General features: G+C 69.2%; 22 protein-coding genes. 21 read left to right on the plus strand and 1 reads right to left on the minus strand.

Annotated elements, in window-relative coordinates:
- The first annotated feature begins 4 nt into the window (after positions 1-4).
- From ACIRF8_RS12895 to ACIRF8_RS12985, 19 genes are all read left to right on the plus strand, one after another.
- The gene (locus ACIRF8_RS12895; protein WP_404213946.1) at positions 5-1,372 is read left to right on the plus strand and encodes a phage major capsid protein; all 1,368 of its coding nucleotides are present in this window, start codon (positions 5-7) and stop codon (positions 1,370-1,372) included.
- 94 nt (positions 1,373-1,466) lie between these two features.
- Positions 1,467-1,907, plus strand: coding sequence for a hypothetical protein (locus ACIRF8_RS12900; protein ID WP_404213948.1), 441 nt, complete (start codon positions 1,467-1,469; stop codon positions 1,905-1,907).
- 396 nt (positions 1,908-2,303) lie between these two features.
- Positions 2,304-2,426 carry a hypothetical protein gene (locus tag ACIRF8_RS12905; RefSeq protein WP_404213950.1) on the plus strand — a complete coding sequence of 41 codons (123 nt, stop codon included), beginning with the start codon at positions 2,304-2,306 and terminating at the stop codon, positions 2,424-2,426.
- Positions 2,427-2,462: 36 nt separating this feature from the next.
- Positions 2,463-3,515 carry a hypothetical protein gene (locus ACIRF8_RS12910; protein WP_404213952.1) on the plus strand — a complete coding sequence of 351 codons (1,053 nt, stop codon included), beginning with the start codon at positions 2,463-2,465 and terminating at the stop codon, positions 3,513-3,515.
- A 1-nt stretch (position 3,516) separates the two neighbouring features.
- A complete protein-coding gene (locus ACIRF8_RS12915; protein ID WP_404213954.1) occupies positions 3,517-3,891 on the plus strand; it encodes a hypothetical protein in 375 nt (124 codons plus the stop codon).
- Positions 3,891-4,340 carry a hypothetical protein gene (locus ACIRF8_RS12920; protein ID WP_404213956.1) on the plus strand — a complete coding sequence of 150 codons (450 nt, stop codon included), beginning with the start codon at positions 3,891-3,893 and terminating at the stop codon, positions 4,338-4,340. Before ACIRF8_RS12915 ends, ACIRF8_RS12920 begins: the two co-directional genes overlap by 1 nt.
- Positions 4,337-5,110, plus strand: coding sequence for a hypothetical protein (locus tag ACIRF8_RS12925; RefSeq protein ID WP_404213958.1), 774 nt, complete (start codon positions 4,337-4,339; stop codon positions 5,108-5,110). Before ACIRF8_RS12920 ends, ACIRF8_RS12925 begins: the two co-directional genes overlap by 4 nt.
- A gap of 8 nt (positions 5,111-5,118) precedes the next feature.
- The gene (locus ACIRF8_RS12930) at positions 5,119-5,547 is read left to right on the plus strand and encodes a hypothetical protein (protein ID WP_404213960.1); all 429 of its coding nucleotides are present in this window, start codon (positions 5,119-5,121) and stop codon (positions 5,545-5,547) included.
- Positions 5,548-5,549: 2 nt separating this feature from the next.
- Entirely contained in the window at positions 5,550-5,957 is a 408-nt protein-coding gene (locus ACIRF8_RS12935; RefSeq protein WP_404213962.1) for a hypothetical protein, read from the plus strand.
- A gap of 12 nt (positions 5,958-5,969) precedes the next feature.
- Positions 5,970-6,371: a hypothetical protein gene (locus tag ACIRF8_RS12940; RefSeq protein WP_404213964.1), complete on the plus strand. Its 402-nt coding sequence runs from the start codon at positions 5,970-5,972 to the stop codon at positions 6,369-6,371.
- Positions 6,372-6,512: 141 nt separating this feature from the next.
- On the plus strand, positions 6,513-10,277 hold the full coding sequence (locus ACIRF8_RS12945) for a phage tail protein (RefSeq protein WP_404213966.1): 3,765 nt from the start codon (positions 6,513-6,515) through the stop codon (positions 10,275-10,277).
- Position 10,278: 1 nt separating this feature from the next.
- Positions 10,279-12,954: a hypothetical protein gene (locus ACIRF8_RS12950; RefSeq protein WP_404213968.1), complete on the plus strand. Its 2,676-nt coding sequence runs from the start codon at positions 10,279-10,281 to the stop codon at positions 12,952-12,954.
- A gap of 8 nt (positions 12,955-12,962) precedes the next feature.
- Positions 12,963-13,484, plus strand: a complete 522-nt coding sequence (locus ACIRF8_RS12955; protein WP_404213970.1) for a hypothetical protein — start codon at positions 12,963-12,965, stop codon at positions 13,482-13,484.
- Between the two features lie 9 nt (positions 13,485-13,493).
- Entirely contained in the window at positions 13,494-13,712 is a 219-nt protein-coding gene (locus ACIRF8_RS12960) for a hypothetical protein (protein WP_404213972.1), read from the plus strand.
- A 14-nt stretch (positions 13,713-13,726) separates the two neighbouring features.
- Positions 13,727-14,536, plus strand: coding sequence for an N-acetylmuramoyl-L-alanine amidase (locus ACIRF8_RS12965; RefSeq protein WP_404213974.1), 810 nt, complete (start codon positions 13,727-13,729; stop codon positions 14,534-14,536).
- A 13-nt stretch (positions 14,537-14,549) separates the two neighbouring features.
- The gene (locus ACIRF8_RS12970) at positions 14,550-14,780 is read left to right on the plus strand and encodes a hypothetical protein (RefSeq protein ID WP_404213976.1); all 231 of its coding nucleotides are present in this window, start codon (positions 14,550-14,552) and stop codon (positions 14,778-14,780) included.
- 2 nt (positions 14,781-14,782) lie between these two features.
- The gene (locus tag ACIRF8_RS12975; RefSeq protein ID WP_404213978.1) at positions 14,783-15,049 is read left to right on the plus strand and encodes a hypothetical protein; all 267 of its coding nucleotides are present in this window, start codon (positions 14,783-14,785) and stop codon (positions 15,047-15,049) included.
- A gap of 30 nt (positions 15,050-15,079) precedes the next feature.
- Entirely contained in the window at positions 15,080-15,346 is a 267-nt protein-coding gene (locus tag ACIRF8_RS12980) for a hypothetical protein (RefSeq protein WP_404213980.1), read from the plus strand.
- 758 nt (positions 15,347-16,104) lie between these two features.
- Positions 16,105-16,767, plus strand: coding sequence for an HAD family hydrolase (locus tag ACIRF8_RS12985; RefSeq protein WP_404213982.1), 663 nt, complete (start codon positions 16,105-16,107; stop codon positions 16,765-16,767).
- On the opposite strand, the gene ACIRF8_RS12990 is transcribed toward ACIRF8_RS12985, so the two are convergent.
- Positions 16,748-17,965, minus strand: a complete 1,218-nt coding sequence (locus tag ACIRF8_RS12990; protein WP_404213984.1) for a helix-turn-helix transcriptional regulator — start codon at positions 17,963-17,965, stop codon at positions 16,748-16,750. The genes ACIRF8_RS12985 and ACIRF8_RS12990 overlap by 20 nt on opposite strands.
- A gap of 174 nt (positions 17,966-18,139) precedes the next feature.
- On the opposite strand from ACIRF8_RS12990, the gene ACIRF8_RS12995 reads away from it, so the two are divergent.
- On the plus strand, positions 18,140-18,520 hold the full coding sequence (locus ACIRF8_RS12995) for a hypothetical protein (protein WP_404213986.1): 381 nt from the start codon (positions 18,140-18,142) through the stop codon (positions 18,518-18,520).
- Positions 18,517-18,840, plus strand: a complete 324-nt coding sequence (locus ACIRF8_RS13000) for a hypothetical protein (RefSeq protein ID WP_404213987.1) — start codon at positions 18,517-18,519, stop codon at positions 18,838-18,840. The genes ACIRF8_RS12995 and ACIRF8_RS13000 overlap by 4 nt, the downstream gene beginning before the upstream one ends.
- Positions 18,841-19,048: the final 208 nt, after the last annotated feature.

A 19,048-nucleotide genomic window follows, 5' to 3' on the forward strand; every position in this document is an offset into this window, starting at 1 on the left:
ACCAGTGGCACCCACGATGACCATCCCGCGCAACGCGAACGAGCTGGCGGAGATGCTCGCCGACGGCGGCAAGCTGAAGGAGGTCATGGCGTCGCGAGACTCCCTGACCGAGTTCATCACCGCGTACGGCGAGGCGCTCCAGGGCGAGGGCACCGACCTCAACCGGCTCGTCGCCGAGGAGACGCAGCGCGTTTTCGCGCAGATGATGCGCGACAACGGCATGACCGACACAGGGAAGGGCGCGGTCAAGCGTCTCGACCTCGATCCGCAGGCCAAGGGCAGGCAGAGCAGCATGCTCACCAGCCACCGGCAGGCCACCGCTCACAACCCGGACGCCGCCGGCGCCGCGCTCGACGGGGTGTTCACGAACTCTCTCGACTACGCGCGCACCATCTGGCACAAGACCGCGCCGAGCGACGACGTCAACGAGAAGCTGGCCAAGCTCCGTAACGCTGCTGGGTCGATCTCTCCGGCGGACGGCGGGTTCCTCGTCCCGGAGACGCTGCGCTCGCAGCTCCTTCAGATCGCGCTCGAAGAGTCCGTGGTTCGCCCGCTCGCGACCGTCGTGCCGATGGATTCGGCGCGCGTCCCGATGCCGATCATCGACTCGACGTCGAACGCCGGGTCGGTGTTCGGCGGGATGATCGCGTTCTGGGGGGAGGAGTCGGCAGCTCTCCAGGACGCGAACCCGAAGTTCGGTCGCGTCACCCTCGACGCGAAGAAGTTGACGGGTCTCAGCGCCGTCCCGAACGAGCTGCTCCAGGACTCGATGATCAGCTTCTCCTCGCTGATCGAGACGCTGTGGCCGAAGGCCCTCGCGTTCTCCGAGGACAGCGCGTTCATGACGGGGTCCGGCACCGGCGAGCCCCTCGGCTTCCGCGGCGCGGGCAACTCCGCCGCGGTCACCGTGACCCGCGCCAACTCCAACAAGATCGGGTACGTCGACATCGTCAAGATGTACGCCCGCATGCTGCCCGCCTCGCTGAAGAACGCGGTGTGGACGTGCGCGCCGGACGCCCTGCCCGAGCTGCTCCAGATGTCACTGACGGTCGGCACCGGCGGCAACAGCGTGTTCGTCGTCAACGCCGCAGCAGGCATGCCGATGACGATCTTCGGCCGCCCGCTGATCGTCACCGAGAAGGGCTCTGCTCTCGGCACGCGCGGCGACCTGGCCTTCACCGACCTGTCGTACTACCTCGTCGGTGACCGCCAGACCATGACCGCCGACAGCAGCACCGACTACCGGTTCGGCTCCGACCAGACGACCTACCGGATCATCCAGCGCGTCGACGGCCGCCCGTGGCTCCAGTCCGCCATCACCCCTGCCAACGGCTCCGCCTCCACGCTCTCCCCGTTCGTCGAGCTGCTCTGACCTCCCCGGCCGCCGTCGGCATTCACACCCCGGCGGCGGCTACCACCCGACCCGGCAGTGTCGCCCCGGCGGCAACCAGACAGGAGCAATTCCCATGTCACAGAAGGCACTCGGCCGACTGGTCAACATCACCCCGGCCGCTGACGGCGTATGGATCGCGCTCAAGGGCGCAGCCGCCGGCGTCACGTTCTCCTGCTTCCTCACGGGCGCGGTCGGTGACGTCTACACGCTCCAGGAGGCGAAGGACTCGGCGGGCACGGGCGCGCAGAACCTGGCCGCGATCAGCGAGTACCACACGAACACCGGCAACGGCTCGGACGCTTGGACCCGCCGCACGCAGGCCGCGGGCGCGACCGTCACTACGGCGGCCTCCGCGACGCAGAACGCTGCGGTGATCGAGGTCGAGGGGACGTCGCTGTCGGACGGTTACCGGTACGTGAAGCTCACCAGCACCGGCGCCGGCGCCGTCACCGCGCTCACCCGCGACCTGACCGCGCAGCGCGCCCCGGCCAACCTCCCCGCCACCGGGGCGTGACCAAGTGCTGTGGATCTGCCGTGACTGCACGGCCGCCTATGCCGTGGGCGCACTCCGCTGCCCGCAGTGCGCCAGCACCGACCACATGGACGAAGGGACAGACATGCCGAAGGTGACCGTTCACGGTGGCCCGTCGGTCGACGGGTTCGACGTGGACCCGGAGAACGGCGAGCTGACACCGATCGAGGAAGGAGGCGAGGAGTCATCTCCTGGGAGCAGCTCCGAGACATCGTCCGAGAGGCCGGAGACCTCGCGCGAGCAGAGCGGGACGCCGAGCCCGTCGCCTGCCCGCGCGACGGGGAGCCGCTCAAGGAAGGGCCAGACGGCGGTCTCTACTGCCCCTTCGACGGATGGCGACCAGGCGGCCGCTACGTCGGCGGCTGACGGTAAGGGCGCGTGACGCACATGCCGCACTTCCACCGCACCACGTACTCCGTGCCCGGCCGGGGCGCCTACCGAGCCACTTGGTGGCAGGTCGGCAACCGCATCATCCGGCACCGCGAGCACCGGCTCGCCTGACCGCACACAACGACACATGAGAGGAGGTGAGCAGGGATGAGTATTTGGTACGCGACGCGTGAGGACGTGAAGGACGCGCTCGACGCGAAGGAGACCGCACGCGCCAACAGCAAGATTGACCGCGCGATCGGTGCTGCCACGCAGGCTGTCGAGGGGCTGTGCCACCGGCGCTTCTACCCCGAGCTGGCGTCTCGCTCGTGGGACTGGCCCAACGGGCAGACCGCACACGCATGGCGGCTGTGGCTCGACGACAACGAGCTGATCTCGCTCACCTCCCTCACCTCCGGTGGCCGGGCCCTCGACCTGGAGGACGTGTTCCTCCGTCGGTCCGATGGCCGCGAGGAGCCGCCGTTCACGCACATCGAGCTGAACATCGGCTCGTCGGCAGCGTTCGGCGGCGGCTCCACCACCCAGCGGGACATCACCGTGCAGGGCCTGTTCGGCTATCGGAACGACGAGACCACCCTCGGCACCCACACGGGCATCACCAGCGGCGCGACCACGCTCACCGTGGACGCTGTCACGTCGGCCGCCGTCGGCGTCGGCAGCCTCCTGCGCCTGGACGAGGAGCGCGTCACGGTGACCGCCCGCTCCATGGCCAGCACCGGGCAGACACTCACCGCACCGGTCGACGCGCAGATGAAGACCACCACGCTCCCGGTCACGAACGGCACGGCTTTCGCGGAGGGGGAGCTGATCCTCCTCGACGGCGAGCGCTGCAAGGTCGACGAGATCGCGGGCAACAACCTGATCGTCCGCCGCGCGGCCGACGGCTCGACGCTCGCTGCACACGAGGCGGCCACCCCCGTCTACGCCCCGCGGTCCCTCCGACTGCGCCGCGGCGTGCTGGGCACCACGGCGACCGCGCACACCAACGGTGGCGCCGTCGTGCGCTGGGACCCGCCCGCCCTCGTCAACGAGCTGTGCATCGCGCAGGCCATGACGAACCTGCTCCAGGGTGCCGCCGGGTACGCACGCACGGTCGGCTCCGGCGAGGGGCAGCGCGAGGCGGCCGGCCGTGGGCTGGCCGAGATTCGCGACGACACGTACACCGCTCATGGCCGCAAGGCCCGATCGCGGGCGGTGTGACGTGGCCGTATCCATTGACGTCTCCAGCCGTGGCCCGATGTTCGACGGGCGGGCCCGCGCCGCGGCTAACGCCTACGTGGACCGCCTGGAGCGGGACCTCGCCGAGGAGGGCGTGGGCATCGTCCGCGAGGAGCTGCACAAGGTCCTGCGCCACCCGACGGGCTACTACGAGTCCCGGATCACCGTGGAGCGCGGGCACATCGTCACGGACCAGGGCGCCGTCTACGGGCCGTGGCTGGCCGGGCTCGGTTCGCGGAACTTCCCGGTCACCCGGTTCAAGGGATACGAGCACTGGCGGCGCGCCGTCGAGCGGCTCCGCTCCCGGCAGCGCGGCATCGCCGAGAGGCTCCTCCGCCGGTACGTGGGGAGGATGTGATGGACGTCCTCGGCATCCTCGACGGCGTCGAGTCCCACGCTAACGCGTCCGGCTGGTTCGAGCGCGTCAACGGCCACGAGCCCAAGTCCGCGCCGACCACCGGCGGGCTGACGGCCGCCGCGTGGGTGGACTCCGTCACCCCCGTCAACTCGTCGGGGCTCGCGTCGACCACGGCCCGCGTGCTGGTCATGGTCCGCCTGTACTCGCCCCTGTCCGAGCCCGAGGACGCGATCGACCGCAACCTCATGGCCGCCATGTCGGACCTGTACGCGGCGTACTGCGGTCACTTCACCCTCGGCGGCCTGGTCCGCCAGATCGATATCCGCGGCGCGCACGGCGTCGCCCTGTCCGCGCGGGCGGGCTACCTCGAACAGGACACGGCGGTGTTCCGCGTCTTCACGATCTCCGTGCCTCTGATCGTCAACGACCTGTGGGAGGAGGCCCCGTGAGCAAGCAAGGCGGTCTCGGCGACAACCTGTACATCGCGGGCTATGACCTGTCCGGCGACATCCAATCTCTCGGCAACGTGGGCGGTGGCCCCGCTGCGCTGGAGGTCACGGGCATCGACAAGTCGGCGCCGGAGCGGATCGGCGGCCTGCGCGACGGGCGCCTCCAGGCGACGAGCTTCTTCAACCCGGGCACGGCGCCGGACCGGGCACACGCCAGGATGAAGCTGTTGCCCACGAGCGACGTCATCGCCGCGTACTTCCGGGGCACGGCGCTCGGCGGCGCCTCGGCGAACATCGTCTCGAAGCAAATCGGGTACGACGGCAACCGCGGTGACAGCGGCGAGTTCACGTTCGCCGTCGAGGCACAGGCCAACGGCTTCGGTGTGGAGTGGGGCCGCTCCATGACGGCCGGGAAGCGGACCGACACCACCGGCACGAACGGCCCCTCGGTGGACTTCGGCGTCGGCAGCCCGCCCCTCTTCAACGGCGCCACCCTGTTCGGCCTCCAGGCGTACCTCCACGTGTTCGCCCTCACCGGCACGAGCGTGACAGTCAAGCTCCAGGAGTCCAGCGACAACGGCGGTGCAGACACGTGGGCAGACGTGGCCGGCGGCTCCTTCACCGCCGCAACCGGCATCGGCTCGCAGCGCATCGAGACCGCCCGCAACCAGACCGTCGAGCGGTACCTCCGCGTCGTCACGACCGGCACCTTCACCTCGGCCACCTTCGCTGTATCGGTGGCCCGCAACGACGTGGCGGTGACCTTCTGATGCAGCAGATGAACCGAGTCGACCGACAGCTCCTCGCCCCCGGGGCGTACCAGACGTACAGCATTACCAGCCCCCGGGACACCTCGGTCGCCGCGGCCTGCCAGCAAGTGGGCTGCGCCGCGTGGCTGCACGGCTGGGAGTCGAAGGTCGACGAGCGGACCGAGCTCGGCGCCCGGCAGGCGCAGTACATCCGGACTCAGTCGCGGCGCACGTTCCGTGAGCAGCGCACCGAGGCAGGGCTGACGGTCTTCCGCTTCGCCTCCGGACAGCGCTGCTTCGCCGAGCACCGGACGCGGCCAGAGGTCTACGTCGTCCGTGACGGTGACTGGCGCGGCAACCCCACCGGCAAGACCCGCACACACACCCGGCCGCAGGACTGGGTTGAGGACTTCGGCGAGCACCAACTCCGCCTCGTCGACCAGCAGAAGGAGGGCTGATCATGGCCAAGGAGAACGGCCTCGGGTGGACCACGTGCAGCGTCGATGACGCAGCGGGGACTCCTCGGGCGATCAAGAACGATGTGACCAACTTGCAGTTCGCGACGCCGCGCGCGGTGCAGGACGTCACCGGCATCGACAAGAGCGCGATGGAGAGGATCCTCCTCCTCGCGGACTTCTCGGTGACCTTGAACGGCGTCTTCAACGACGCCGCGAACCAGGCCCACGACGTCTTCAAGACGATCCCCTCGACGAGCGTGCCGCGCACCCTGAGCCTCGCCGTGTCCGGCCAGACCCTCAACAACGAGGTGCTGCTCACGGACTACCCGCTGTCCCGCTCGGACTCGGGCGAACTCACCTGGGCTGTGCCCGGCGTCCTCGCCGACGGCACCGTCCCGACCTGGACCTGAGAGGCAACGGCCGTGGGCTTCAAGCCGAAGAAGAAGATCTATGAGTTGAAGTTCGAGGGAGACCCGGACCTCGACGGCCTCGTCGTCAAGCTGCGCGGACTGAACACCGGGCAGACGCTCGGCATCGAGACCGCGCGCGAAGACGGCAGCGAGGACGCCGTGAACGGCATGCTGCGCACCTACGCGGACCGCCTCGTCGAGTGGAACATCGAGGGCGACGACGGCGAGACCCTGCCGCTGACGCTTGACTCCATCCTCGGCCTCGACCCCGACCTGAACGACAAGGTCATCCGCGCGTGGACGGCCGCTATCAACGGAGTGCCTGCCCCTTTGGACAGCGCCTCGCCCGATGGCGTGCCGTCCCTGGAGGCGTCGATTCCGATGGACGTCCCCTCCGAGAGCCTGGCGAGCTGACTCACGCCCGCACAGTCCTTGCACTGTGCGAGCGGTTCCACTGCCTGCCCTCACAGCTATACGCCGAGGACCCCGAACTCCTGCGGATGCTCCGCATTGTCGACCTCGGCACCCCTGATGACCCGGACCCGGAGGTGAGCCATGTCTGATGACGTCACGATCACCGTGCGCGTCAACAACCAGACCGCCGCCGGATTCCGGGACATCAACGGCAACCTGCGTGACGTGCGCGGCCGGTTCGCGGCGGACGCCGGCGCGATGTCGCAGGCGTCGAACTTGCTCCAGGGCGCGGCCGTTGACCTGAAGGCATCTCTCATGGGCCTCGCCCCGGCCCTGATCCCGGTGGCGGCGCAGGCCGCGCCGATCGCGACCGGGCTCGGCGCGGCGGGCGCGGCGGCGATCGCATTCACGGCGGCGGTGGTCCCGCAGATCAGCACGATCACCGAGGCCGCGAAGGCCCACGCCGCGTATGAGGACGAGGTCAAGAAGTCGGGGGCCACGTCCGAGGCTTCGATCAAGAAGCAGGCCGAATATCAGCGGCAGATGAACGACATGCCGAAGGCCACGCAGCGCGCCGCCGGGTCGTACATGGTGCTGTCCAACGCGTTCAAGTCGTGGTCGGACGAGACCGCATCGTTCACGATGAAGCCGGTCGAGCAGGGGTTGCAGGTCACGACCGCGCTCCTCCCGCGGCTGACGCCTCTGGCCCGTTCGTTCTCGACGGAGCTGACTCGCGCCACGACCATCGCGGGTGGCGCCGTCGCAACGCCCGGTTTCGACCGGATGATGAACACCTTCAGCGACTTCACGGACCGCACGCTGAAGGAGGGTACGGACGGCGCGATCCACTTCATGCGGGTCCTGTCGTCGGGCGACGCCAGTGGCCCGTTTACAGAGGTCATGCAGTACGCCCGCGAGAACGGGCCCGCGGTCCGCGAGACGATGACCGCGCTCGGCGAGGCCCTGCTCCATGTCCTCGACGCCGCCTCGCAGGCCGGGCCGGGGATGTTGACGGTCGTCAACGCGTTCGCGCAGCTCGTGTCGGCTGTGCCCGCCGGGCTCTTGTCGAACTTGATGCAGGTGTACACGGCTTTCAAGCTGATCAAGTTGGCTGGTGTCGGACTAGCTGTGGTCGGCGGCGGTGTCACCGGACTGGCCACCAGCCTCGGCACCCTACGCACTGCGTCCATCGCGGCCGGCGGCGGAGTCGCCGGGTTGCGGGCGGCGTTTATGACGCTCGGCGCCACCGCGAAGGCGACCGTCGTGGTCGCAGGTATCACCGCTGCTGTGCTGGTGCTGACGAAGCTGGCTTCGATCGGCAAGTCGGCGCCGCCGGATGTGGACCGGCTGACGACGTCGCTGGGCAAGCTCGGCACGTCCGGCAAGGTGTCCGGCGAGGCGGCCCGTGCGTTCGGCAAGGACCTAAGCGGGCTCGCCGACTCGCTGCGCACGCTGGCCAGGCCGTCGAACGCGGAGGGAGTGCAGCAGTTCCTCACCTCGCTGATCGGCATGGACTCGACGCCGGTCAAGGAGGCGAAGGAGGACCTCGACGGCGTCGACGATGCGCTGGCCAACCTGGTCAAGGGCGGCAAGGGCGACATCGCGGCGGCGGCCTTCGACCACATCGCCGCGGCGATGAAGAAGCAGGGCATGACGTCGGGCGAGCTGCGGGGCAAGCTCGACGACTACAAGTCGGCGCTCGCGGACCAGGCCTTCGAGCAGCAGCTCGCGGCCGAGAGCATGGGCGTCTTCGGTGCGCAGGCGCAGGCGACGTCGGAGAAGCTCGCGTCGCAGAAGGCGTCGGCTGACGGGTTGCGGCAGAGCATCGAGGCCTTGAACGACGTGAACCGGTCCGCGTTGGGCGGGATGATCGGTTTCGAGGCGAGTGTCGATGCTGCGGCGAAGGCGGCGCGGGATAACGCTGGCTCGCTGAGCATGGTGGGCGGGCAGCTCGACCTCAACAGCCCGAAGGCGCAGGCCGCGGCCACCGCGTTGAATGACCTCGCCAGCAAGACGCGGGACGCCGCCACCTCGGCGCGCGAGTCGGGGGCGTCGTGGGAGCGCGTCAACGGGATCTACTCGCGCGGTCGTGAGGCGTTCATCGCGAGCGCACGCGCGATGGGCCTGTCGAAGTCGGAGGCGGCGCAGCTCGCCGCGCAGATCATGAAGATCCCCGCGTCGAAGTCGACGTCGATCAAGATGCGGACGGAGGACGCGGTCGCGGGCATCAACTCCGTGATCTCCGCGATCCGGCGGGCGCCGAACGCGAAGTCGGTGACGGTCAAGGCGCTGACGTCGGATGCTGTGCAGACGCTGCGTGACCTGGGCTACAAGGTGACGCACCTGAAGGACGGCCGTTTCAAGGTCTCGGCGTCGACGGGCGCAGCGTTGGGCAATGTGCGGGCGCTCCAGGCTGCGCGCGACAGGCTCCAAAGCAAGTCGATCACGTTCACGACGACGAAGATCACCATCTTCAAGACGGCGCAGGCAGGGGGCGCCAACAACCAGGGCGCGAAGAACTTCGCGGAGACGTCCCGCGCGTTCGGCGGCCCGATCCCCGGGTACGCCGACGGGGGCAACGTGCAGGCCATCCCCAGCGGCGGCTACGTACAAGGGCCCGGGTCCGGCACGAGCGACAGCATCGTCGCCCTGCTCGGTTCCGGTGCGGCAGCCCGCGTGTCGAACACCGAGTACGTCGTCCAGTCCAGCGCGGTGCGGAAGTACGGGGTACCGCTCCTCGAAGCGCTCAATGCGGGACGGCTCAAACTCGCCGGATTCGCGAAGGGCGGGCCCACGAAGGCGCAGCAGCGGGCGGCTGCGCAGGCGAAAAGCGAGCGTGAGGCACGCAACGCCGCCCAAGGCGACCTGACGATCAGCCACTTCGGGACGATGGCGGGCTACCGGAACACGGAGATCCGTAGCGCGCTGGCTCGCCCGGAGTCGATCGGCCCGCTCGTCTCGGCACTCAACCAGTGGCGGTCCGTGATCCAGAAGAGCACGCATGGCGGCCAGGAGCGGAGTCTCCTGCGGATGCTCGACTCCTACGGCAAGCGGCTGATCATCCAAGAGCGGGCGCTGACCAAGGTCAACGACCAGCTCGACAAGGCCAAGACGAAGCTGTCCGACCTGAAGGCCGCGGCGTCGCAGCTCGCCGACTCGGTGAAGTCTGGGGTCCTGAATTCGGCGAACATCACGAAGGGCGTAGGCGGCGACCGCGGCCCGACCACCGTCAAGACGATCATGTCGGGGCTCACCGCGTCCCGCGACAAGGCGAGCGCCTTCGCCGGGGCCCTCGCCGGGCTGAAGAAGAAGGGCCTGTCGTCCGCGCTGCTCCAGCAAATCGCGGAGGCCGGGATCGACGGCGGCGGCCTGGAGACCGCGGGCGCTCTCATGGGCGCCTCGAAGTCCGAAATCACCAGCCTGAACAAGTTGCAAGGCCAGATCGGCACCAGCGCGAAGGCCGCCGGCCGGACGACGAGCGACGCCGTGTACGGCGGGCAGATCAAGATCTCACAATCGCTGGTCACGGCCTTGACGCGGCAACAGAACAGCCTGGAGAAGTCCATGGACCGGCTGGCCGCCGCGATCGAACGGTCGGTGAAGCGTGCCATCGGCGGCAAGGGCACGGGCGGCATCATCGGCGCGGCGACCGGCGGCGCCCGCGGCGGCCTTACCTGGGTCGGTGAGCACGGCCCCGAGCTGACCCGCCTGCCGTACGGCTCGCGGGTCTATCCCGCGCACACCTCCCGCCGGATGGCCGGTGAGGCTGCCGGGCCGGGCGCGCCCATCATGGCCGTCATCCAGCTCGACGGGCAGACCCTCGCACGCGTGCTCATCGACCCGCTGCGCGGCGAGGTTCGCAGGGTGGCCGGCGGCAACGTGCAGCGTGCGCTGGGGGTGAGCTGACATGGTGTTCCCGCAGACCCCGCTGAATTTCACGGTCGAGCTTTGGTACGACGGCGCGTGGCAGAACATCACCTCGGATGTCCGCCACAGCGACAAGATCACGATCACGCGCGGGCGGCGCGCCGAGTCCGGACAGCCTGAGCCGGGCTCCTGCCGGATGACGCTACGCAACCGCGACGCGAAGTACACGCCCGGCAACCCCACCTCTCCTCTGTACGGAAAGATCGGCCGCAACACGTTGTTGCGCGTCATGGTCAACGGCGTCGGCCGGTTCGTCGGCGAGGTGTCCACGTGGCCGCCGCAGTGGACCGAGGGCGGCAAGGACGCGTGGGTATCCATCGAGGCCTCAGGGATTCTGCGCCGCATCGACCAGCGCAAGAGCCCGTTGCAGTCCACGCTCCGGCGCCGGATCACGTCCGATTCGTCGGTCCTCGGGTACTGGCCGATGGAGGAGGACGCGGGCGCGACGAGCGCGTACTCGCCTCTGCCCGGCGTGCCTCCGCTGCGTGTCTCCGGGTTCATTTTCGCCGCTGAGGACTCGCTCGCCGGATCGGCACCGCTGCCCTCTCTCATGGCGACGGCGTCCATGCAGGGAACGGTACCCGCGGCGACATCCACAGGCGAGTGGACGGCGACGTGCCTGTTCAACGTGGCATCCGCCCCTGCGGTGACAACGTCCCTGCTGGAGATCACTACGTCGGGTACCGCGGGCCGCCGCTTCCTTGCTCAGATGTTCCCGGGCACGATCCGGCTGACGGCGCTCGATCCGGACGGCGTAGAAACGATCTTGTTCAACTTTTCGCCGACCCAGTTCTACGGGGGCTGGGTGCGGCTGGAGGTCACCGCCAAAGAGATCGGCGGCGGCACCACCCGGATCCACTTCGGATGGCGTGTCCTGGCCAACGACTCGGGGTTCGGTGACGACTACCTGCTCGCCGGAACAAGCGGCACGGTCACGGGTGTCACCAGCAACTTCAGCCCCGCCATCGCGGGCGCGAAGCTCGGCCACCTCGGCGTGTTCTCCTCAGCGTCCACGCTGATCTACAGCAATGCTGAGAGCGGCTTCGTCAACGAGGCTGCACACACCCGGTTCCAGCGCCTGTGCACCGAGGAAGGCATCTCCTCAGTGCTGCTCGGTTCGGACGGTGCCCTGATGGGCCCGCAATCCCGGGGCCGTCTCCTCGATCTGCTCTACGAGTGTGCCGACGCGGACGGCGGCATCATCTACGAGTCGCGGGTCGAGGCCCGCCTCAACTACCGCACCCGCGCGTCCCTGTACAACCAGCCGCCGAAGCTGGCGCTCGATTACCGGCAGCACCTCATGCCGGGCCTCGCACCGGTCTCCGACGACCAGACCATCGTCAACGACTTCACCGTCTCCCGGACCAACGGCTCCAGCGCCAGGTACGTGCAGTCGACGGGCCCCCTGTCCACGCAGGACGCCCCGGCCGGTGTCGGCAAGTACGACCAGGCGGCGACGGTCAACGTGGCCACGGATGCGCAGCTCCCCGACATCGCGGCGTGGGAGGTGCACCTCGGCACGGTCGACGAGCCGCGGTACCCGACCATTCCCATCAACTTGGCACGCAACTACACGTTGGCCGCCGCCGCGATGGAGCTGGTCGCAGGCGACCGCATCACGATCAGCAACACCCCGTCCTGGCTGCCGCCGGATGGCGTCGACGTGATCGTGCAGGGCTTCACCGAGACGGTGGCATCGGACGAGTGGACGATACAGTTCGTCGGGTCTCCGGCGTCACCGTGGACGGTCGCCGATACAGGCACGCCTTCCACACCGGGGACGTGGACGGACACCGACGGGTCTGTCCTCGCTGTGGCGATGACGTCCGCGCAGACGACCGCGCTCGTACACACCACGAGCGGCCCCGTGTGGTCCACCAACCCCGTAGACATGCCCTGCGCCGTGCGCGTGGGCGGCGAGGTCATGCAGGCCTCGGCGATCGCCAGCGCAGGCCTGGACACGTTCACACGCACCGTGTCGTCCGGTTGGGGTACAGCGAACACCGGGCAAACGTGGGTGCTGGCAGGCGGGTCGGCGTCGGAGCGTTCCACCGACGGGACTCGTGGAGTCGTCACCATCCCGAACGCTTCGGTCAGCACCGCCCGGTTCCAGACCCTGGGGTTGACGCTCGACGACTGTGAGATCCGTGTCCGTGTCTCGCCCGGGCAAGTCTCGACCGGCAACTCGATGCTGCCCTCCGTCGTGCTCCGATACGTGGACTCCGCAACGAATTACCGGGCCCGGATCCATCTCGGGACGGGTGGGGCCATGGGCGTCTCCGTCACCCTGGGCGCCACCCAGCTCGGCACGGCGCCGCTCCCGTACACGTACGCGGCGAACGACACGTTCGAGATGCGGGCCCGAGTCGACGGCAACCGTGTTCGCGCCCGTGTCTGGCCGACCGCGTCTACCGAGCCGACGGTCTGGCACATCGACCAGACCGTCACCACCAGTCCCGTCGCCTCCGGCGCGGTCGGCGTCGTCGCGTCCGGCTTCTCCGGCAACACCAACACGAATCCGATTCTCACCTTCGACAACTTCGAGATCGTCACGCCACAGCTCTTCACCGTCACACGGTCCGTCAACGGCGTCGTGAAAGCCCAGAACGCGGGCGCGGACGTGCGCCTCGCCACCCCCGCGATCGTCGCCCTGTAGGAGGCGCCATGTCCCTGTACCCGCCCATCCCAGCCGGGAGCCGCATCACGTCCGGGCTCCTGTCGTCGATGCTGCCGCAGATCATGTGGAAGACGGTCAACACTGACCGCGCCGCGACAACGGCCTTCGCCGACGACCCCGATCTGACATGCGTGCTGGAGGCCAACGCCACCTACCACGCGATCTTCTACATCCACTTCGCGGCCCTGGATTTGGCCCGCTTCAAAACTATGTGGAACGTCCCCTCTGGCGTCAGCGGCAACCGCTCCGCGATGGGCCCCGATCAGGGCGTGGTCCTGTCGGGCACCTCGACCGGCGGCACCGGCCGCTGGGGTGTCCACAACTTCACGACGAGCGTGACCTACGGCACCCGCGATTCCGGATCGAACCAGTGTGCGGCGATCGAGGAGGCCGTCTTCACCACCACCGGCGCCGGGACGCTCGCCCTCCAATGGGCGCAGGTCACCAGCAACGCGACCCCGAGCCGCCTCGGCGCGGGCTCCTCGCTCCACCTCAGACGACTCGCCTAGGAGGCACACATGGCTGACCAGATGCCCTACCCGTACTACCGGCTGTCCGCGCAGGGACGGTCGGAGAGCGGCTTCACGTTGACGCTCCGCATCGAGGAGGGGGCGGGCGGGCCACTGCCCGGCATGACGACGGAGTCGGTCCTCGACGGCATCCGGCAGCTCCTCGCGGGTGAGGACGTGACGACGTCGCTGTCCCGCTCCGAGATCACGACCACCAACAGCCTGTAGAAGAGAGGTCCCTCATGGCCCGTATGCCCGGCGCGATCTGGCGCCCTGTCGTCAACGTCCACCCGAAGGGCACACGCGAGCGCAGAGGACTTGCGCTGCATGTGCAGGCGGGCAACAACTCGCCCTTCGGCTGGTTCAACAACCCGGCCTCGCAAGCTTCCAGTGACTTCTGGGTGTCGAAGAAGGGAGTCATCGAGCAGTACGTCAACACCGGTACCGACTACGCGTGGGCGCAGGCGGCCGGTAACCCGTACTACGCGAGCGTCGAAACGGAAGGGCACCCGTCGGAGCCGCTGACCGCTGAGCAGATCGAGGGCGTCGCCAAGATCTACGCGTGGGGGCACGGCGAGTTCGGATGGCCGTTCGCCGTCGTCAACTCGACCACGAAGCACGGTCTGACCTATCACGGCGCCGGGGGCTCCTCGTGGGGCGGGCACGCCGCCTGCCCGGGGGATCTCCGCAAGGGCCAGCGTTCCACGATCGTCGACCGTGCGCAGGTGCTCGCCGGAGGCTCGGCGCCCGCGACGAAGAAGGTGTCCCTCAAACACATCATCGCCGCGGTCACCGCCGACACCAAGGGCGCGCAGGGTCACACCACGTACAAGGCCGAGGCCCTCATCTGCGAGCAGGCCCTGTACGCGGAGGGCCTCCTCGCGAAGAAGTGGGTGGACGGCTCGCTCGGCACGTCGTTCGTGACGGGCTACGGCAAGTGGCAGCGCAGCAAGGCTGGCGGCTCGTACTCCGGTAAGGCCGCGGATGGCGTCCCCGGCCGTGACTCCCTGGCTCGGCTCGGTGCCCGGCACGGGTTCACCGTCACCGCCTGAGAGGACTGATCCGATGACTGCACCTCGTCTCTTCACTCTCGACCGCGATCGCGATGTCTCTGGCGTCTCCGGGACCGGCACGGTCGCCGACGGCGTCGTGTGGCCCGACGGCACCGTCTCGATCCGCTGGCGCGGGCCCCGTCCGTCCACCGTGTTCTGGGACTCCCTGGAACACGCCGAGTTTGTCCACGGCCACCAGGGAGCGACGCGCTTCATGTGGGCCGACACCCCGAAGGAGAACTGACCATGTCCGAGATCCACATCCCCCACGCCAACACCGTCGTGAAGACCGCGGCCAGCTACGGCCGCGACCTTGCCGAGCGCGTCGGCGCCACATTCGTCGTCGCTGCGGGCGGCATCGCCGTGGCCGCAGGCCCGGGCGACATGTTCCACGCCTCGTTCTGGCAGACCATGGGCGCGGCCGGGATCGCCGCGGCGGGCAGCCTCCTGAAGGGGTTCGTCGCCAGAGCGTTCGGCACCAGCAACAGCGCATCCCTCGCCAAGGGCGTCTGACCTGCCCCATGTTCACGCCCCGGAGGTGGTATGGACGCCGCCATGGTCACGGCCGTCGCCGCGCTGATCGGCGGGCCCGTGGCCGCGGTGGCGGCCATGTACGGCACCCGCGGCGCCACCAGGTCAGCCCGGGAGGGCAACGCAGTGAACGGCTTCAACAGCCTGACGGACCAGCTACAGGAGGAGCGGAAGGAGCTACGCGCCGACCTCGCGACCGTGCGCGCCGAACTGGCCGCAGAGAAGATGGAGACAGCCCGGCTCCGACTGCTCGTGCAGCAACTCGGAGGGACATCGTGACCCGCACCGAGCAAGTTCTGTACCGCTCGCGGCACTTGCTGTGGATGACGGCCGCGCTCCTCATGCTCGGGGGCGGCGTCGCACTGTCACTCCTCCTGATCCACCGCGAATCGTCGGCACGGCAAGAGGTGTCCCGCGAGGCAGACCTGCGCGGCGCCGCCGTGTCCACCCTCGCCGGGGACGTACGGACGCTGCGGTCGCAGCTCCAGGCCGAGGGGAAGACGCCGGCGGCCCCGGATCCGTCGAAGGCCGTCGATGATTTGCCTGCGCGTGCCGAGGTTCCTGTCCCGGTTCCGGGGCCTCCTGGCCCGTCGGGGAAACCCGGTAGGGCCGCGCCGACCATCACGCCTTCGCCGGGTTCGTCTGGTGCGCCCGGCCGTGACTCGACGGTGCAGGGTCCGCCGGGTGCGGACTCGACGGTGCCGGGTCCTGTCGGGCCGACTGGCCCGGCAGGGCCCGCCGGTCCGGTTGGCCCGGCCGGGCCCGCAGGGCAGGACGGCACGGACGGGCGAGACGGTCAGGACGGGCAGACGACGTGCCCCGACGGCTACTCATGGCAGGCCCCGGAGGGTGACCCGGACGCCCTGGTCTGCCGCCGTACGGACGCGCCACCGCCGGAACAGCCGGATCCGTCGGACGATACGCAGCCGCTCGCGGCGGCCCTGGACCCGACCAGACGCCAGTACGTATGAGTGTGGCCCTCATCGCCCTCGCGGGCGGTGGGGGCCGTTTCTTCATGTCCAAGTACTCTGCCGTCCATGATTCGCGCAGTGGTGTTCGACGTCGGTGAGTGCCTGGTGGACGAGACCAAAGAGTACGGAACATGGGCCGACTGGCTCGGCGTGCCTCGACATACGTTCGCGGCGATGTTCGGCGCGGTGATCGCACAAGGACGGGACTACCGCGAGGTTTTCCAGGAGTTCCGGCCCGGCTTCGACCTATACGCCGAGCGCGAGCGCCGTGCCGAGGCCGGGCAACCGGAGCACTTCGGCGAGGAGGACCTCTACCCGGATGTGCGTCCGGCGATGGCCACACTCCGGGCCGACGGCCTGTGGCTCGGCATCGCGGGCAACCAGACGGTCCGCGCAGGAAAGCTCCTGCGCGAGCTGTTCATGGACGACGTGGACTTGATCGGCACCTCGGACGACTGGGGCGCCTCGAAGCCAGACGCGCTGTTCTTCGAACGGGTCGCCGAGGTCGTACCGCACACCGTCGATGAGATCCTCTACGTCGGCGACCGCGTCGACAACGACCTTCGCCCCGGAGCGCAGGCGGGCATGCACACCGCGCTCGTCCACCGGGGCCCCTGGGCAACGATCCAGTGGAACACCGAGGAAGCACAGTCGCTGCCGACCTTCCGCATCGACAGCCTCCTCGAACTGCCTTCGCTCATTGCCGAGTTCAACGCGCAAGAGCACTGACTGTCGTCCGCCATCCGTACAACCGGTCATCGAGGTCACGGACACAGCGTTCGTTCTGGTACGGGGCGAGCGCGCGCCGTACCTCGGTGACCCGGTCCATCCCCGTCGCGTACCACGTGCGCTCGAGCTGCTCCAGCGCCTGCACCGCGTTCCGGCATGCGGCTTCCGGCTCGCCCGCGGCGGCCTCGACAGCGGCAAGATCACCAAGGAGAACAGCCCGCTGCTTCTCTTCAGTGGGCTCCAGTTGGTCGAGCGCGTTGAGGAGCGTGGTGCGCGCCTGCGGCAAGTGCCCGGCCGTCAACTGGGTGTTGCCCTTGAACGCGGCGAGACGTCCGGGCGTGAACCAGTCGAACCACTCCGGGACCTCGCCCGCTGCTCCGCCCGCGAGGGTCTCCTCCGCATGCCTGATCAAGTGGAGCGCAGTCGCTGTGTTGCCGCACCGGGTTTCGCACTCCGCCTCGACCGCGTCGAGCCACGCCCACAGTGCGGCCGGGGCCGGGCCGCGGCGCGCGTAGGTCCGCGCGGCGATCATCCGCTCGACCGCCTTGTCGCGCAGGCCCGCCCACCCGGGAATGAACGCGGAGTGCGCGAGGATTGCGGCGCCGAGGAGGACATCGTCGGCCTCGCCTGCCGCCTGGAGTGCGTGGGTGAGCGTCGCTGCGGCAGCGTCGGGCTCTTGCTGGTCGAAGAACTCGACACGCCCGGCGAGGAGATAGGTCTCCGCGAGCGCTGATGCGATCCGCCGCCGGGTCTCCCCGGCAGTCTGCGGGAGCAGGGCGCAGCCGAGGGTGGCGTGGGCGATCGCGGCCGGATGCAGCATCGATGGGGCCACCGACCAGTAAAGGCGGCGGTGCGAGCGAGTCACGGCCTCATAATCCCGGGCCACGGTTGCTGGCTGCATTGACGCTGCGGCCTCACTCGGCACGACGGCGAGCGCGCTGCCCACCGCGGCGGCGAGCATGACCTGCCGCGGCTGACCCACGTGGTCGGGTGCGAACCCAAGCTGTTCGAGTGTCTGTCCGAGCATCTGCGCGAGACGCTGGCCTACCTCCGGATGCGGGGTGGGTGGCGTTGCGCTTTCCCACCGTCGCACCTGCCTCACTCCGACGCCGAGCGCCTCAGCGAGTGCGTTCTGGCTCGTGTATCCGGCCGCAATCCGTGCGGACCTCAGGCGTACGTTTCCTGCGCTGCGCGTCATGGCGGGCACCTCCGTGATATGCCGCCAGTGTCGCCAACAAGGCCTCTGCCGTACAGGGTTCACGCCTTACGGGTGATCAAAAGCCCGGATCGCTTACGCAAAGAGGCCTCTTCAAGTCCTCGGAACTGCCGGTAGAGAGGGCCAGTCTGGACACCCACCAGACAGGAGCCCCGCATGGACGACTATCCACTCCGTACCGCCGGGGGCTGCTCGATCCAGCACGCGGGCGCGGCATGGGATGCCGTACGCGTGCCCCACGAGTTCGGCCTCCGCGCTCTCAGTATCCTCGGCCCCCGCACCGGCGCCGTCGTCGAGACCACCTGCTTTGTCTACTGGTTCGTGCCCGCGGGCACCGCCGATAGTTGGGACGTGGCTGGCACGCGCGCGGTGGGCAGGGGCTCGTGGGTGAGCGTGCCGCCGCACCGGCGTACGGAGGGGCCCGGCCCGCACTGGCGGGTGTGCCCAGCCGAGGAGGCGTGGTTGACCGATCCGGCCGGGCTCCGGGCCGCTCTTGATGATGCCCGCACGACGGCTCCCGTGACGGTGGCGTCATGACCAGCCTCGCCGAGACCCTGCTCGTACAGACCCCGCCCCTGAGCGGGTTGACCGAGGTACAGAGGTGCGGCCGCCACTGCGTATGGTGCGGTGCCGCTCTCCGCGCCGGGCGCAGTGTCGACCTCGGCGAGCGCGACGACGGGGCCGGCCGCCGCATCTTCCCGCGGGCCTGCCCGCCGTGCACGACGCTCAAGGCCTACCACCAGCTCATCAATCACGCTGCGACCTGCGAGCAGTGTGTGGACAACGCGGCGCTGTGCCCGGCCTCTGCCGGGATACGGCGCGCGCTGAAAGAGGGGCGGCGCCAGTGCCGTCGGTGACGTACTGCTATCGATGCGATCAGCCGATCCGGCCGGGCGAGGCCAGCCGGGCAGCGCTCGCCGTGTCGATGAGCGGCCCGGGCAGGGTCGTCTCCCAGCACGAGCACTGCCCGGTAGCCCCGGATGGTGCCGTTCGGGTTCTGCCCCGCGATCACCACTAGACCCCCGTCGCTGGGCTCGGCACGGAGCTTGACGACGGGAGGGCGGT

This window comes from Streptomyces sp. NPDC102406 (genome assembly GCF_044765725.1).
GTDB lineage: Bacteria > Actinomycetota > Actinomycetes > Streptomycetales > Streptomycetaceae > Streptomyces.